The 13142-nt window shown below is 70.1% G+C and carries 16 protein-coding genes; 14 read left to right on the top strand and 2 right to left on the bottom strand.

What is annotated here, in order from left to right; genetic code table 11:
* The first annotated feature begins 217 nt into the window (after positions 1-217).
* The 12 genes from F1615_RS23415 (at position 218) to F1615_RS23470 (ending at position 9196) form a co-directional block, all read left to right on the top strand.
* The gene (locus tag F1615_RS23415; protein ID WP_149551027.1) at positions 218-940 is read left to right on the top strand and encodes a helix-turn-helix transcriptional regulator; all 723 of its coding nucleotides are present in this window, start codon (positions 218-220) and stop codon (positions 938-940) included.
* Positions 937-2358, top strand: a complete 1422-nt coding sequence (sufB, locus tag F1615_RS23420; protein WP_037938665.1) for a Fe-S cluster assembly protein SufB — start codon at positions 937-939, stop codon at positions 2356-2358. The genes F1615_RS23415 and sufB overlap by 4 nt, the downstream gene beginning before the upstream one ends.
* A 57-nt stretch (positions 2359-2415) precedes the next feature.
* Positions 2416-3636 (top strand): Fe-S cluster assembly protein SufD, encoded by a 1221-nt coding sequence (gene sufD, locus F1615_RS23425; RefSeq protein ID WP_149551028.1) that lies wholly within the window; start codon positions 2416-2418, stop codon positions 3634-3636.
* Entirely contained in the window at positions 3633-3950 is a 318-nt protein-coding gene (locus F1615_RS23430) for a non-heme iron oxygenase ferredoxin subunit (RefSeq protein ID WP_149551029.1), read from the top strand. The genes sufD and F1615_RS23430 overlap by 4 nt, the downstream gene beginning before the upstream one ends.
* A 7-nt stretch (positions 3951-3957) precedes the next feature.
* Complete coding sequence (gene sufC / locus F1615_RS23435; RefSeq protein WP_149551030.1) at positions 3958-4749, top strand: Fe-S cluster assembly ATPase SufC; 792 nt, start codon at positions 3958-3960, stop codon at positions 4747-4749.
* Positions 4746-6002 carry a cysteine desulfurase gene (locus F1615_RS23440; RefSeq protein ID WP_149551031.1) on the top strand — a complete coding sequence of 419 codons (1257 nt, stop codon included), beginning with the start codon at positions 4746-4748 and terminating at the stop codon, positions 6000-6002. Before sufC ends, F1615_RS23440 begins: the two co-directional genes overlap by 4 nt.
* A 10-nt stretch (positions 6003-6012) precedes the next feature.
* Entirely contained in the window at positions 6013-6477 is a 465-nt protein-coding gene (gene sufU, locus F1615_RS23445; RefSeq protein ID WP_149551032.1) for a Fe-S cluster assembly sulfur transfer protein SufU, read from the top strand.
* Positions 6474-6806: a metal-sulfur cluster assembly factor gene (locus F1615_RS23450; protein WP_004932827.1), complete on the top strand. Its 333-nt coding sequence runs from the start codon at positions 6474-6476 to the stop codon at positions 6804-6806. Before sufU ends, F1615_RS23450 begins: the two co-directional genes overlap by 4 nt.
* An 84-nt stretch (positions 6807-6890) precedes the next feature.
* Positions 6891-7211, top strand: coding sequence for a DMT family transporter (locus F1615_RS23455; protein ID WP_149551033.1), 321 nt, complete (start codon positions 6891-6893; stop codon positions 7209-7211).
* The gene (locus F1615_RS23460; protein ID WP_149551034.1) at positions 7211-7789 is read left to right on the top strand and encodes a TetR/AcrR family transcriptional regulator; all 579 of its coding nucleotides are present in this window, start codon (positions 7211-7213) and stop codon (positions 7787-7789) included. Before F1615_RS23455 ends, F1615_RS23460 begins: the two co-directional genes overlap by 1 nt.
* A 53-nt stretch (positions 7790-7842) precedes the next feature.
* Positions 7843-8832 (top strand): 2,3,4,5-tetrahydropyridine-2,6-dicarboxylate N-succinyltransferase, encoded by a 990-nt coding sequence (dapD, locus tag F1615_RS23465; RefSeq protein WP_149551035.1) that lies wholly within the window; start codon positions 7843-7845, stop codon positions 8830-8832.
* A 124-nt stretch (positions 8833-8956) separates the two neighbouring features.
* Positions 8957-9196 carry a hypothetical protein gene (locus F1615_RS23470; protein ID WP_149551036.1) on the top strand — a complete coding sequence of 80 codons (240 nt, stop codon included), beginning with the start codon at positions 8957-8959 and terminating at the stop codon, positions 9194-9196.
* A gap of 84 nt (positions 9197-9280) precedes the next feature.
* Here the strand turns inward: F1615_RS23470 and dapA are convergent, their stop codons facing one another.
* Complete coding sequence (dapA, locus tag F1615_RS23475; protein ID WP_149551037.1) at positions 9281-10159, bottom strand: 4-hydroxy-tetrahydrodipicolinate synthase; 879 nt, start codon at positions 10157-10159, stop codon at positions 9281-9283.
* Between the two features lie 131 nt (positions 10160-10290).
* Here dapA and F1615_RS23480 point away from each other — a divergent pair, with 131 nt between their 5' ends.
* Both F1615_RS23480 and F1615_RS23485 read left to right on the top strand, forming a co-directional pair.
* Positions 10291-10707 (top strand): phage holin family protein, encoded by a 417-nt coding sequence (locus F1615_RS23480; RefSeq protein ID WP_149551038.1) that lies wholly within the window; start codon positions 10291-10293, stop codon positions 10705-10707.
* Positions 10704-11054 carry a DUF3618 domain-containing protein gene (locus tag F1615_RS23485; RefSeq protein ID WP_149551039.1) on the top strand — a complete coding sequence of 117 codons (351 nt, stop codon included), beginning with the start codon at positions 10704-10706 and terminating at the stop codon, positions 11052-11054. The genes F1615_RS23480 and F1615_RS23485 overlap by 4 nt, the downstream gene beginning before the upstream one ends.
* A gap of 77 nt (positions 11055-11131) precedes the next feature.
* Here the strand turns inward: F1615_RS23485 and F1615_RS23490 are convergent, their stop codons facing one another.
* Positions 11132-12940: an endonuclease/exonuclease/phosphatase family protein gene (locus F1615_RS23490; protein WP_149551040.1), complete on the bottom strand. Its 1809-nt coding sequence runs from the start codon at positions 12938-12940 to the stop codon at positions 11132-11134.
* Positions 12941-13142 lie beyond the last annotated feature (202 nt).

The following is a 13142-nucleotide window of genomic DNA, read 5'->3' on the forward strand; positions in this document are numbered from 1 at the left end:
GCCGCGGGTGAGGGGGGCGCGGGTGACAACAGGGCCGGTCGGAGGGGGTGCCGGCGTGGTTCGTGAGTGTCCCGGACGCGGTTCACCGACCTCACGGATCTGATCGATCAAAGATCGTTTCCGCAGGTCGGATTAGGTTTGCCTAAGTGATGCAGGGCACCTTCGGGCCTCCGGGCGCGGCTTGCCCGGCTCGGATGAATTACGCAACAATGGCGTTGTGAAAAACGGCGAGCATCCGACGGGGCCTCCCCACGAGGAACTGGCAACCGGTGAGCGGTCCACCCGCAACCGCGTCGCCCGCTCCATCCTGGACCACGGACCGTCGACCGTCGCGGAGCTGGCCGGGCGACTCGGACTCACCCAGGCGGCCGTACGCCGGCACCTGGACGCGCTGGCCGCCGACAACGTCGTGGAAGCCCGTGAGCGGCGGGTGTACGGCGCCCGCACGCGCGGGCGCCCGGCCAAGGTGTTCGCCCTGACGGACTGCGGACGCGACGCCTTCGACCAGTCCTACGACAAGCTGGCCGTGGACGCCCTGCGCTGGATCGGCGAGAGGGAGGGCGGCAGCGAGGCGATCGCCGCCTTCGCCCGCGCCCGGATCGCCGCCCAGGCGCAGGCGTACCGCAGCGCGGTCGCCGCCGCGGCGCCCGAGGACCGGACGGAGGCACTGGCCAAGGCCCTGAGCGCGGACGGGTACGCTGCGACTGCGCGGAGCGCACCGGTCGGCGAGCAGCTCTGCCAGCACCACTGCCCGGTCGCCCACGCCGCCGAGGAGTTCCCGCAGCTGTGCGAGGCCGAGACGGAATTCTTCGCCGAGCTTCTCGGTACGCATGTGCAGCGACTGGCGACCATCGCGCACGGCGACGGCGTCTGCACGACGTTCATCCCCAAGATTTCCCACCACGCATCTGAAAGCACGTCCGGGAGGAACCCCGCATGACTCTCCCCACGGAGACTGCCCACCCCGAGCTGGAGGGTCTGGGCACCTACGAATACGGCTGGGCCGACCGTGACGAGGCCGGTGCGTCGGCGCGCCGGGGCCTGAACGAGGACGTCGTCCGGGACATCTCCGCGAAGAAGGACGAGCCGGAGTGGATGACCAAGCTCCGTCTCAAGGGCCTGCGCCTGTTCGAGAAGAAGCCCATGCCGAACTGGGGCTCCGACCTCTCCGGCATCGACTTCGACAACATCAAGTACTTCGTGCGGTCCACGGAGAAGCAGGCGGAGTCCTGGGAGGACCTGCCCGAGGACATCAAGAACACCTACGACAAGCTGGGCATCCCCGAGGCCGAGAAGAAGCGCCTCGTCGCCGGTGTCGCCGCCCAGTACGAGTCGGAGGTCGTCTACCACCAGATCCGTGAGGACCTGGAGGAGCAGGGCGTCATCTTCCTCGACACCGACACGGCCCTGAAGGAGCACCCCGAGCTCTTCAAGGAGTACTTCGGGACGGTCATCCCGGTCGGCGACAACAAGTTCGCGTCGCTGAACTCCGCCGTGTGGTCCGGCGGCTCCTTCATCTACGTCCCGCCGGGCGTGCACGTCGAGATCCCGCTCCAGGCCTACTTCCGGATCAACACCGAGAACATGGGCCAGTTCGAGCGGACCCTGATCATCGTCGACGAGGGTGCCTACGTGCACTACGTCGAGGGCTGCACCGCGCCGATCTACAAGTCGGACTCGCTGCACTCCGCGGTCGTCGAGATCATCGTCAAGAAGAACGCCCGCTGCCGGTACACGACCATCCAGAACTGGTCGAACAACGTCTACAACCTGGTCACCAAGCGCGCCGTGGCCTACGAGGGCGCGACCATGGAGTGGGTCGACGGCAACATCGGCTCCAAGGTGACGATGAAGTACCCGGCCGTCTACCTGATGGGCGAGCACGCCAAGGGCGAGACGCTGTCCATCGCCTTCGCCGGCGAGGGCCAGCACCAGGACGCGGGCGCCAAGATGGTCCACATGGCCCCGAACACCTCGTCCAACATCGTCTCCAAGTCGGTGGCACGCGGCGGCGGCCGCACCTCCTACCGCGGTCTGATCGAGATCGGCGAGGGCGCCCCGGGCGCCAAGTCCAACGTGCTGTGCGACGCGCTGCTGGTCGACACCATCTCCCGCTCGGACACCTACCCCTACGTGGACGTCCGCGAGGACGACGTGTCCATGGGCCACGAGGCGACCGTCTCCAAGGTCTCCGAGGACCAGCTCTTCTACCTGATGAGCCGGGGCCTGAGCGAGTTCGAGGCGATGGCGATGATCGTGCGCGGCTTCGTCGAGCCGATCGCCAAGGAACTGCCGATGGAGTACGCGCTGGAGCTCAACCGGCTGATCGAGCTGCAGATGGAAGGCGCGGTCGGCTAAGCACCACGCCGTTCCGTCAAGCCCCTTACGTAAAGGAAAGCGAGCACTACGACAGCCATGGCTGAGGCTCAGAACTCCCCCACCTCCGGCTACGCTCCGGCGGGGGGACCCCCACCGGTGGGCTCCACCACCGCCGGCTCGATCGCGGTGGCCGCCGAGTCGACCGTCGCCACCCGTATGAGCGCGCCCCCGTCCTTCGACGTGGCGGACTTCGCCGTCCCCCACGGCCGCGAGGAGGAGTGGCGGTTCACTCCGCTGGAGCGGCTGCGCGGTCTGCACGACGGCACCGCCACCGCCACCGGCGGGGGCGTCAAGGTCGTCGTCGAGGCGCCCGAGGGCGTCACCGTCGAGAGCGTCGCCCGCGACGACGCGCGGATCGGCCGCGCGGGCATCCCGGTGGACCGCGTCGCCGCCCAGGCGTACTCCGCCTTCGAACAGGCCTCGGTCGTGACCGTGCCGAAGGAGACCGTCCTCACCGAGCCGATCCGCATCGCGGTGCGGGGCGAGGGCGGCACCGCCTACGGCCACCAGGTGATCGAGCTCGGCGCCTTCGCCGAGGCCCTCGTGGTCCTCGACCACACCGGTGACGCGGTGCTCGCCGCCAACGTCGACTTCGTCCTCGGCGACGGCGCCAAGCTGACCGTCGTCTCGGTCCAGGACTGGGACGACAAGGCGGTGCACGTCGCCCAGCACAACGCCCTGGTCGGCCGCGACGCCTCCTTCAAGTCGGTCGTCGTCACCTTCGGCGGCGACGTCGTACGCCTCCACCCGCGCGTCACCTACGCGGGCCCCGGCGGCGAGGCGGAACTGTTCGGCCTGTACCTCACGGACGCCGGCCAGCACCAGGAGCACCGCCTCCTGGTCGACCACAACGTCCCGCACTGCAAGTCCAACGTCGTCTACAAGGGCGCGCTCCAGGGCGACGGCGCGCACGCCGTGTGGATCGGTGACGTGCTCATCGAGGCCAGGGCCGAGGGCACCGACACCTACGAGATGAACCGCAACCTGGTCCTCACCGACGGCGCCCGCGTCGACTCCGTGCCCAACCTGGAGATCGAGACCGGCGAGATCGTCGGCGCCGGCCACGCCTCCGCGACCGGCCGCTTCGACGACGAGCAGCTGTTCTACCTGATGGCCCGCGGCATCCCGGAGAAGGACGCCCGCCGCCTGGTGGTCCGCGGCTTCTTCGCCGAGCTGGTCCAGCAGATCGGCCTCCCCGACATCGAGGAGCGCCTGATCGCCAAGATCGAGGAGGAGCTGGAGGCCGCGGTCGCATGACCTTCGTACGCGTCTGTGGACTGGGCGAGCTGGAGGAGGACACCCCGAAGCGGGTGGAACTCGACGGCACGCCGGTCTCCCTCGTGCTGACCGAGGGCGAGGTGTTCGCGATCCACGACATCTGCTCGCACGCGAACGTCTCCCTCGCGGAGGGCGAGGTGGACGACTGCCACATCGAGTGCTGGCTGCACGGCTCGCGTTTCGACCTCCGTTCCGGCAAGCCCGACGCCCTTCCGGCGACGCGCCCCGTCCCCGTATACCCCGTAAAGATCGAAGGGGACGACGTGCTCGTCTCCCTCACCCAGGAGTCCTGAGGCACCCATGGCAACGCTTGAAATCCGAGACCTGCACGTCACCGTCGAGGCCGAGAACGCCACGAAGGAGATCCTCAAGGGCGTCGACCTCACCGTGAAGCAGGGCGAGACGCACGCCATCATGGGCCCCAACGGCTCGGGCAAGTCGACCCTCGCCTACGCGCTCGCCGGTCACCCCAAGTACACCGTCTCCGGCGGCACCGTCACCCTGGACGGCGAGGACGTCCTGGAGATGTCCGTCGACGAGCGCGCCCGGGCCGGCCTCTTCCTCGCCATGCAGTACCCGGTCGAGGTCCCCGGCGTCTCCGTCTCCAACTTCCTGCGCACCTCCGCCACCGCCGTCCGCGGCGAGGCCCCCAAGCTGCGCACCTGGGTGAAGGAGGTCAAGGAGGCCATGGAGCGCCTCAACATGGACCCCGCCTTCGCCGAGCGCAACGTCAACGAGGGCTTCTCCGGCGGTGAGAAGAAGCGCCACGAGATCCTCCAGCTCGAGCTGCTCAAGCCGAGGGTCGCGATCCTCGACGAGACCGACTCCGGCCTCGACGTCGACGCCCTGCGCATCGTCTCCGAGGGCGTCAACCGCGTCCGCGAGTCCGGCGAGGTCGGCACCCTGCTGATCACGCACTACACGCGCATCCTGCGCTACATCAAGCCCGACCACGTCCACGTGTTCGCCGGTGGCCGCATCGTCGAGTCCGGCGGCCCCGAGCTCGCGGACAAGCTGGAGAACGAGGGCTACGAGGCATACGTGAAGGGTGGCCCCGTGGCCGGAGGCCACTCAAAGGAGGATGTCGCGTGACACAGCTGCCGGGCCTCCTCGACACCGAGGCGATCCGCAAGGACTTCCCCATCCTGGACCGGCAGGTCCACGACGGGCGCAAGCTCGTGTACCTGGACAACGCGGCGACCAGCCAGAAGCCGCGCCAGGTGCTGGACGCACTCGGCGAGTACTACGAGCGCTACAACGCCAACGTCCATCGCGGTGTGCATGTGCTCGCCGAGGAGGCCACGGCGCTGTACGAGGGCGCGCGCGACAAGGTCGCGGAGTTCGTCAACGCGCCGAGCCGCAACGAGGTGATCTTCACCAAGAACGCCTCCGAGTCGCTCAACCTCGTGGCCAACATGCTCGGCTGGGCCGACGAGCCCTACCGGGTGGACCACGAGACCGAGATCGTCATCACGGAGATGGAGCACCACTCCAACATCGTCCCGTGGCAGCTGCTCGCGCAGCGCACCGGCGCGAAGCTGAAGTGGTTCGGCCTCACCGACGACGGCCGGCTCGACCTGTCCAACATCGACGAGGTCATCACCGAGAAGACGAAGATCGTCTCCTTCGTGCTGGTGTCCAACATCCTGGGCACGGTCAACCCGGTCGAGGCGATAGTGCGCCGCGCCCAGGAGGTCGGCGCCCTGGTCTGCGTCGACGCCTCCCAGGCCGCGCCGCACATGCCGCTGGACGTCCAGGCCCTCCAGGCCGACTTCGTGGCCTTCACCGGCCACAAGATGTGCGGCCCGACCGGCATCGGCATCCTGTGGGGCCGCCAGGAGCTGCTGGAGGACCTGCCCCCGTTCCTCGGCGGCGGCGAGATGATCGAGACCGTGTCGATGAGCTCGTCGACGTACGCCCCGGCCCCGCACAAGTTCGAGGCGGGCACCCCGCCGATCGCCCAGGCGGTCGGTCTCGGCGCGGCGATCGACTACCTGTCGGCCATCGGCATGGACAAGATCCTCGCCCACGAGCACGCCATCACCGAGTACGCGGTCAAGCGGCTGACCGAGGTCCCGGACCTGCGCATCATCGGCCCGGCCACGGCCGAGGACCGCGGCGCCGCGATCTCGTTCACGCTCGGTGACATCCACCCGCACGACGTCGGCCAGGTGCTCGACGAACAGGGCATCGCGGTACGGGTGGGTCACCACTGCGCCCGCCCCGTCTGCCTGCGGTACGGAATTCCCGCGACCACGCGAGCGTCGTTCTATCTGTACTCCACGCCGGCCGAGATCGACGCACTGGTCGACGGCCTGGAGCACGTACGGAACTTCTTCGGATGAGGGGCTGAGCGTGAAGCTGGACTCCATGTACCAGGACGTCATCCTGGACCACTACAAGAACCCGCACGGCCGGGGTCTTCGGGACGGCGACGCCGAGGTGCACCACGTCAACCCGACGTGCGGTGACGAGATCACGCTGCGCGTGAAGTACGACGGCACGAGGATCAGCGACGTCAGCTACGAGGGGCAGGGCTGTTCCATCAGCCAGGCCTCCGCCTCCGTGCTGAACGACCTGCTGGTCGGCAAGGACCTCGCCGAGGCGCAGAAGATCCAGGGGACCTTCCTGGAGCTGATGCAGTCCAAGGGGAGGATCGAGCCCGACGACGCGATGGAGGAGATCCTGGAGGACGCGGTCGCGTTCGCCGGGGTGTCCAAGTATCCGGCGCGGGTGAAGTGCGCCCTCCTCAGCTGGATGGCGTGGAAGGACGCGACGGCCCAGGCGCTGGGCGCCGACGCCGAAAGGACAACGGCATGAGCGAGACCGTGGAGATGAAGCCGGCCTCCGAGGAGGAGGTCCGCGAGGCCCTGCTCGACGTCGTCGACCCCGAACTGGGTATCGACGTCGTCAACCTCGGCCTGATCTACGGGGTCCACATCGACGACTCCAACGTGGCGACCATCGACATGACCCTGACCTCCGCGGCCTGCCCGCTGACGGACGTCATCGAGGACCAGGCCAAGTCCGCCACGGACGGTCTGGTCAGCGAGCTGCGCATCAACTGGGTGTGGATGCCGCCGTGGGGTCCCGACAAGATCACGGACGACGGTCGTGAGCAGCTCCGGGCGTTGGGCTTCAACGTCTGAGACACGCTTCGACGGCAACGGCGGCGCCTTCGGGCGCCGCCGTTCTCCGTGTCCGGACCCGCGCCGTTGTGTACGCTCGTACACATGGGATACCTGCTGCTGGCCGGGGCCATCGCCGCCGAGGTGTGCGCCACCACCGCCATGAAGTACAGCGACGGCTTCAGCAGGCTCTGGCCCTCGTTGCTGACCGTGGCCGGCTACGTGGTCTCCTTCGCCCTCCTCGCCCAGACGCTCCGCACGGTCGCCATCGGCACCGCGTACGCGATCTGGGCCGGCGTGGGCACCGCGGCCATCGCCGCGATCGGCATCCTCTTCCTGGGGGAGGGGCTCACCGCCGCCAGGGCCGCGGGCATCGCGCTGATCATCATCGGCGTCGTGGTGCTGAACCTGGGCGGAGCGCACTGATGGCCCGGCGCCACGACCCCGAGCGGCGGCAGCGGATCATCGACGCGGCGATCCGGGTGGTGGGCCGCAGCGGCATCGCCGGTCTCAGCCACCGCAGCGTCGCCGCGGAGGCCGATGTTCCGCTCGGTTCCACCACGTACCACTTCAAGACCCTCGACGAGCTGATGGTCGCCGCACTGCGCCAGGCCAACGAGGGCTTCGCCAAGGTGGTCGCGGCGCGCGGCGGCCTGGAGGATCCGCGCACCGGCCTGGCGGACGGACTGGCGGGCCTGATGGGCGAATGGCTCGCCGGAGAGCGCACGGGCGTGGAGCTGGAGTACGAGCTGTATCTGGCCGCCCTGCGCCGCCCCGCCCTGCGTCCCGTCGCGGCGGAGTGGTGCGAGGGCGTCGCCGAGCACCTGTCCCGGCGCACGGACCCGGTCACGGCCCGGGCCCTGGTCGCGCTGATGGACGGCATCTGCCTCCAGGTGCTGCTGACCGGCACGCCCTATGACGAGGGGTACGCCAGGGAGGTGCTGGGGCGGGTGATCGCGGGAGGTGACGAGGCGCCGGGCCGGGACGGGACGTCCGGCGCGTGAGATGCGGGGACACTGGTTCGCGTCCGTGGCCGCCGGACGGTTAGGTTGCCCTTATGACCGACACGACTGCTCAGAGCACCACCGGCGCAGTGGCCGCCGGCCTCGCCACCGTCGCCGCCGACGGCACCGTTCTCGACACCTGGTTCCCCGCCCCCGTACTCGCCGCCGAGCCGGGCCCTTCCGGCACCGAGCGGCTCTCCGCCGAGCGGGCCGCCGAACTGCTGGGCGGCGGCGCCACCGCGGCGGTCGGCCCGGACGCCCGCCGGGGTGTGGAGGTCGTCGCGGTCCGCACGGTCATCGCGTCGCTGGACGAGAAGCCGGTCGACGCGCACGACGTCTACCTGCGCCTCCACCTGCTCTCCCACCGCCTGGTCCGGCCGCACGGCCAGAACCTGGACGGCATCTTCGCCCACCTCGCCAACGTGGCCTGGACCTCGCTCGGTCCCGTCGCGGTGGACGACCTGGAGAAGGTCCGGCTGGGCGCCCGCGCCGAGGGTCTGCACCTCGCCGTGACGTCCGTCGACAAGTTCCCGCGCATGACGGACTACGTCGCTCCCAAGGGCGTCCGGATCGCCGACGCCGACCGGGTGCGGCTCGGCGCGCACCTCGCCGAGGGCACCACGGTCATGCACGAGGGCTTCGTCAACTTCAACGCCGGCACGCTCGGCACGTCGATGGTCGAGGGCCGCATCTCGGCCGGTGTCGTGATCGGCGACGGCTCCGACATCGGCGGCGGCGCCTCCACGATGGGCACCCTCTCGGGCGGCGGCAACGTGCGCATCTCCGTCGGCGAGCGGTGCCTGATCGGCGCCGAGGCGGGCGTCGGCATCGCCCTCGGTGACGAGTGCGTGGTCGAGGCGGGCCTGTACGTCACCGCCGGCACCCGCGTCACCATGCCCGACGGCCAGGTCGTCAAGGCGCGTGAGCTGTCCGGCGCCTCGAACATCCTCTTCCGCCGCAACTCCGTCACCGGCACGGTCGAGGCGCGCCCGAACAACGCGGTCTGGGGCGGTCTCAACGAGGTTCTCCACAGCCACAACTGACCCGTGCGTCACGTCCGTTTGGGTTACTCCCCGTGACTTCGGGGTCGTTTTGGCAGATGAACGGGTGGACACAGGGTCCGATCAGCCGCCGGGACGACTGACACACAGGAGATGGGGACGGGCGATGACGAACAAGTGGGTGCGGGGCGTGCTGCGTTGCGCGGTCGGAGTGATGGGTCTCGTGGCCGTGCTGATGCTGTGCGGCACGCTGGCGGGCACCGCCCACGCGGACGAGACCTCCACGGGCTCGGGCAACGGTCACCGGGTGGCCCTGCTCAACGCCGACGTCGGGCAGATCGACGACCCCGCGGAGGACGTGCTGGAGCACTTCCTGCTGTTCGGCGACGGGTACGTCTGGGACTGAGGCACCGGGTCGTTCACTGCCCGGGCGGGCCGGATCACCACGCGGTGGGGGGATCCGGCCCGCTTCTCGTCGCGGGGGCGGGTGTCAGGCCGTCAGGCCGTCGAGGACCCGGGTGAGCCGGGCCGTCGCCGAGGGGCCGGCGGGCCGCAGGGGCGGGCGGACCGGGCCCGCGGGGAGACCCAGCGCCGGGAGGAGGGCCTTGGCGGTGACCGCGCCGGGGAGGCCGCCCGCCCTCATCGCCTCGATGAGGGCGGTCAGTTGCTGCTGGAGGTGTGCGGCGCGGGCCGTCCCGCCCGCGTCGAAGGCGTCCAGGACGGCGCGGACGCGGTCCGGGACCACGTTGGCGACCGTGCTGACGCAGCCGGCGCCGCCGACCGCGTAGAGGGCGAGGTTGAGCTCGTCGGAGCCCGCGTAGTAGGCGAGGTCCGTGCGGGAGATCAGCTTCTGCGCCGACAGGAAGTCGTACGAGCAGTCCTTCACCGCCACGATCGCGGGATGCTCCGCGAGGCGGAGCAGGGTGTCCGGTGCGATGCGGGTGCCCGTGCGGGAGGGGATGTCGTACAGGACCAGGGGGAGGCCCGTCGTGTTCGCGACCTCGAGGAAGTGCGCCTCGATCGCGTCCTGCGGGGGGAGGCTGTAGTACGGGGCGGTCACCAGGAGGCCGTCGGCGCCCGCCTTCTCGGCCGTGCGGGCCAGTTCGGCGGTGTGGGCCGTGTCGGGGGTGCCGACGCCCGCGACGATCGTCGCGCGGGTGCCGACGGCTTGGCGTACCGCCGTGACGAGGGCCGACTTCTCGGCGTCCGTGGTGGTGGGGGACTCGCCCGTGGTGCCGGAGAGGACCAGGCCGTCGCAGCCCTGGGTGACCAGGTGGTCGGCCAGCCGCTGGGCGCCGTCGAGGTCGAGCGAGCCGGCGGGGGTGAACGGGGTGATCATCGCGCACAGGGTGCGGCCGAAAGGGGTCATGGGAGTAGTGTCGGCCGCCGTGATGTGAAGTTCTACTTACATGTGGTGATCGGTATCGGTAAGCGTTGCTTTATGGATAGGGCGAGGTGGGCGGGGGTACTCGGGTTGCCCGACCTGGAAGGAGGCGCATCGTGACCGAAACCATGGAGCGACGGCCGGTTCGTGACGAGCACAGCGTGGGCGAGCTCGTCGGGCAGGCCACCGAACAGATCTCGCGGCTCGCGCGGCAGGAAGTGGCACTCGCCAAGGAGGAGCTGACGGAGAAGGGCCGTCGTGCCGGGCGTGGCGGCGGGATGCTGGGGGCGGCGGGCGCTTTCGGCTACGCGGGGCTGCTTGCGCTGGCCGGTACGGGTGTCGCCGCGCTGGACCTGGTGCTGCCTCTGTGGGCCGCGGCGCTGATCGTCACGGGCGTGCTGTTCCTCATCGCCGGTGTGCTGGCTCTCGCCGGCCGCGGGCAGTTGCGCCGGGCCACACCGCCCAGGCCCGAGCGGACGCTGGGCAGCGTGAAGGCCGATGTGGAGGAGATCAAGGGAAGGGCGCACCGATGACGCACGATGTGAGCCGGGCGGGGGCCCATGTGGATGCCGAGGCGGAGGCCGCCGCTTCGGGGCGCGGGGCCAAGGGGCCCGATGAGCTGCGACGGCAGATCGAGCGGACGCGGCACGAACTCGGCGACACCGTGGAGGAGCTGGCCGCGAAGATGGATGTGAAGGGGCGGGCGAAGGCGCGGGCCGACGATCTCCGCGACCGGGCCGGGGCGATGACCGTGCAGATGCGCAGCACCGCCGCGCACGCCGGTGAGGTGGGCATGCGGCACCGCAAGCCGGTCATGATCGCGGGTGCGGCGGTCGCCGTGGTGGTGGGCGCGGTAATGGTGCAGCGCCATCGCTGCTGAGCGGTCGGTGGGTCGGGCGGGGCCGGCGCGGGTGTCCCCGCTCCGGCCCCTCATCGCCGTCGGGCGACCGGGTCCCCCTACGGGCGGAAACGCAGGATCTGCGGGTCGTGGTCGCTGATCTGGTCGTGGAACTCCGCGTTGATGTGCACGCTGTCGTAGCTGAAGCGGCGGATGGACGGCGTGATCAGGATCTGGTCCAGGACCTGGCTGTTGCCCTGGTAGACGTAGGAGTAACGCTCCGACTTCGGCAGGGACTTGACCGCCGACCAGAGGGTGCCCCTGCCCTCGAGGATGTCGGTCGTCTCCGAGAACTCGAAGTCGTTGATGTCGCCGAGGACCACGACCTTGGCGTTCTTCTGTGCCTTGAGGATCTTCGCGGTGAAGTCGTGGACCGCCCGGGCCTGGAGGTGGCGCTGGGTCTCCGAGCCGCGGGACGGGGGCTGGTACTGGGAGGTCAGGCTCTGGTCGCCGCCCTTGGAGGCGAAGTGGTTGGCGATGACGATGACCGTGCGGCCGCGGAAGGTGAACTCGCCGGCCAGGGGCTTGCGGCTGTCCTCGAACGCCTCGGACGCCGGGTCGATCCGGCCGGGGGAGCTCGTCAGGGCGGCCCTGCCGCGGACCTCGGTGACGCCGGTGGGGGTGGTGGCGTCGCCGCCGGGGCGGTCGGTGAAGGAGACCCGGGCCGGGTTGAAGAGGAACGCCTGGCGGATGTTGCCGCCCGGCTGGCCGCCGTCCTGCTTGTCGGCCGGGTCGATGGCGCGCCAGTCGTAGCGCGGGCCGCCCGCCGCCTCGATGGCCCCGATCAGCGCGGCCAGGGTCCGGTCGGCGGCGACCGTGCCGTCGTCGGTCGCGCCGTTGTTGTCCTGGATCTCCTCGAGGGACACGATGTCGGGGGACTTGAGGTTGTCCACGATCGCGGCGGCGTGGGCGGCGAAGGTGTCGTCGGAGGGGTCGAGGTTCTCGACGTTGTAGGTCGCGATCGCCAGTTCGCCGGTGCGCTGGGCGCGCGTGACCTCGCGGCGCAGGCCCGAGGACTCCAGGGTGCCGAGGTCCCCGGCCACCAGGGTGTAGCCGCCGTACTGGTTGTAGTCCAGAGGGCCCGTGGTGTCCCCGGTGAGGGTGTCGCCGACGTTCGCGTCGGGGAAGTCGGCCGCCCTGCCCAGCGACTGGATCTGGAGACGGCCGGTGTTCTGGGAGCCGTACGAGCCGTAGACCGTGCCGCCGCGGAGGTTGCGGTGCTCCCAGGGCTTCACCGTGACCCACAGCTCCGTGTACGGGTCGGTGGCGCCCACCACCCGGGTGTCGGAGACCTGGACGTTCATGCCCTCGAGGGACTCGTAGTGGTCCAGGGCGTAGGCGGACGGGCGGAGGGGGAGGTCGTTGACCGAGCCGTTCGGCGTGGGGGTGTAGGCCGCCGGGACGGACCTCGCGGTGATCGGCGTCGCGGCCGGGACCTCGTTGCCGCTGGAGACGACCGTGAAGGTGGGGCGGGTGATCTCCGTCAGGGACTGGTTGCCCGAGGACGTGCCGCCGGGGACGTACTCGGTCACCGTGCCGGACACGGTGACGGCGTCGCCGACCGCGACGCCCTTCGGCGTGGAGCCCGTGAAGACGAAGACGCCCTCACTGGTGGCCGGGTCCGCGTCCGGGGCGGGGTCCTGGATCCAGAAGCCGCGGGACGAGCCGTAGGTGCGGACGCCGGTGACGATTCCGGTCACATCGGTGACCTGCTCGCCCGCGTACGGCGATATGCGGGTGTCGCCCTGGATGTCATGGATGCGCACGGAGTCCGCGTGCGCGGGCGAGGTGAGGACGACGGTGGACGCCGCGGTGCACACGGCGGCGACGGTGAGCGCGGCGAGACGCGCGGACGACTTGCTGGGCAACGGATTCCCTCCGGGAATGTGATCTACGCCGGGACGAGGGTGGAGCGTGGGTCACTCCCTGTCTACGCGCGTCAATCTCCAGCCTGGTCAAGCCACTTGTCAAGGTTTCGGCCATGTACGGTCGCCGAAGAGGAGATGAAGCGGGCGGCATGGGTGGAAATCCGTCTAGGCTGAGCGGCTGAGTCGTAAGAGGCCCTAGGAG

Origin of the sequence: Streptomyces marokkonensis (assembly GCF_008312835.1) — a bacterium.
Classification (GTDB): domain Bacteria; phylum Actinomycetota; class Actinomycetes; order Streptomycetales; family Streptomycetaceae; genus Streptomyces; species Streptomyces marokkonensis_A.

Bases quoted from the DNA above. Each gene is read 5' to 3' on its own strand.
- F1615_RS23470 (WP_149551036.1), top strand. From the start codon at position 8,957: ATGACGAACAAGTGGGTGCGGGGCGTGCTGCGTTGCGCGGTCGGAGTG.
- F1615_RS23430 (WP_149551029.1), top strand. From the start codon at position 3,633: ATGACCTTCGTACGCGTCTGTGGACTGGGCGAGCTGGAGGAGGACACC.
- F1615_RS23455 (WP_149551033.1), top strand. From the start codon at position 6,891: ATGGGATACCTGCTGCTGGCCGGGGCCATCGCCGCCGAGGTGTGCGCC.
- dapD (WP_149551035.1), top strand. From the start codon at position 7,843: ATGACCGACACGACTGCTCAGAGCACCACCGGCGCAGTGGCCGCCGGC.
- F1615_RS23450 (WP_004932827.1), top strand. From the start codon at position 6,474: ATGAGCGAGACCGTGGAGATGAAGCCGGCCTCCGAGGAGGAGGTCCGC.
- sufD (WP_149551028.1), top strand. From the start codon at position 2,416: ATGGCTGAGGCTCAGAACTCCCCCACCTCCGGCTACGCTCCGGCGGGG.
- sufB (WP_037938665.1), top strand. From the start codon at position 937: ATGACTCTCCCCACGGAGACTGCCCACCCCGAGCTGGAGGGTCTGGGC.
- F1615_RS23485 (WP_149551039.1), top strand. From the start codon at position 10,704: ATGACGCACGATGTGAGCCGGGCGGGGGCCCATGTGGATGCCGAGGCG.
- F1615_RS23460 (WP_149551034.1), top strand. From the start codon at position 7,211: ATGGCCCGGCGCCACGACCCCGAGCGGCGGCAGCGGATCATCGACGCG.
- sufC (WP_149551030.1), top strand. From the start codon at position 3,958: ATGGCAACGCTTGAAATCCGAGACCTGCACGTCACCGTCGAGGCCGAG.
- dapA (WP_149551037.1), bottom strand. From the start codon at position 10,159: ATGACCCCTTTCGGCCGCACCCTGTGCGCGATGATCACCCCGTTCACC.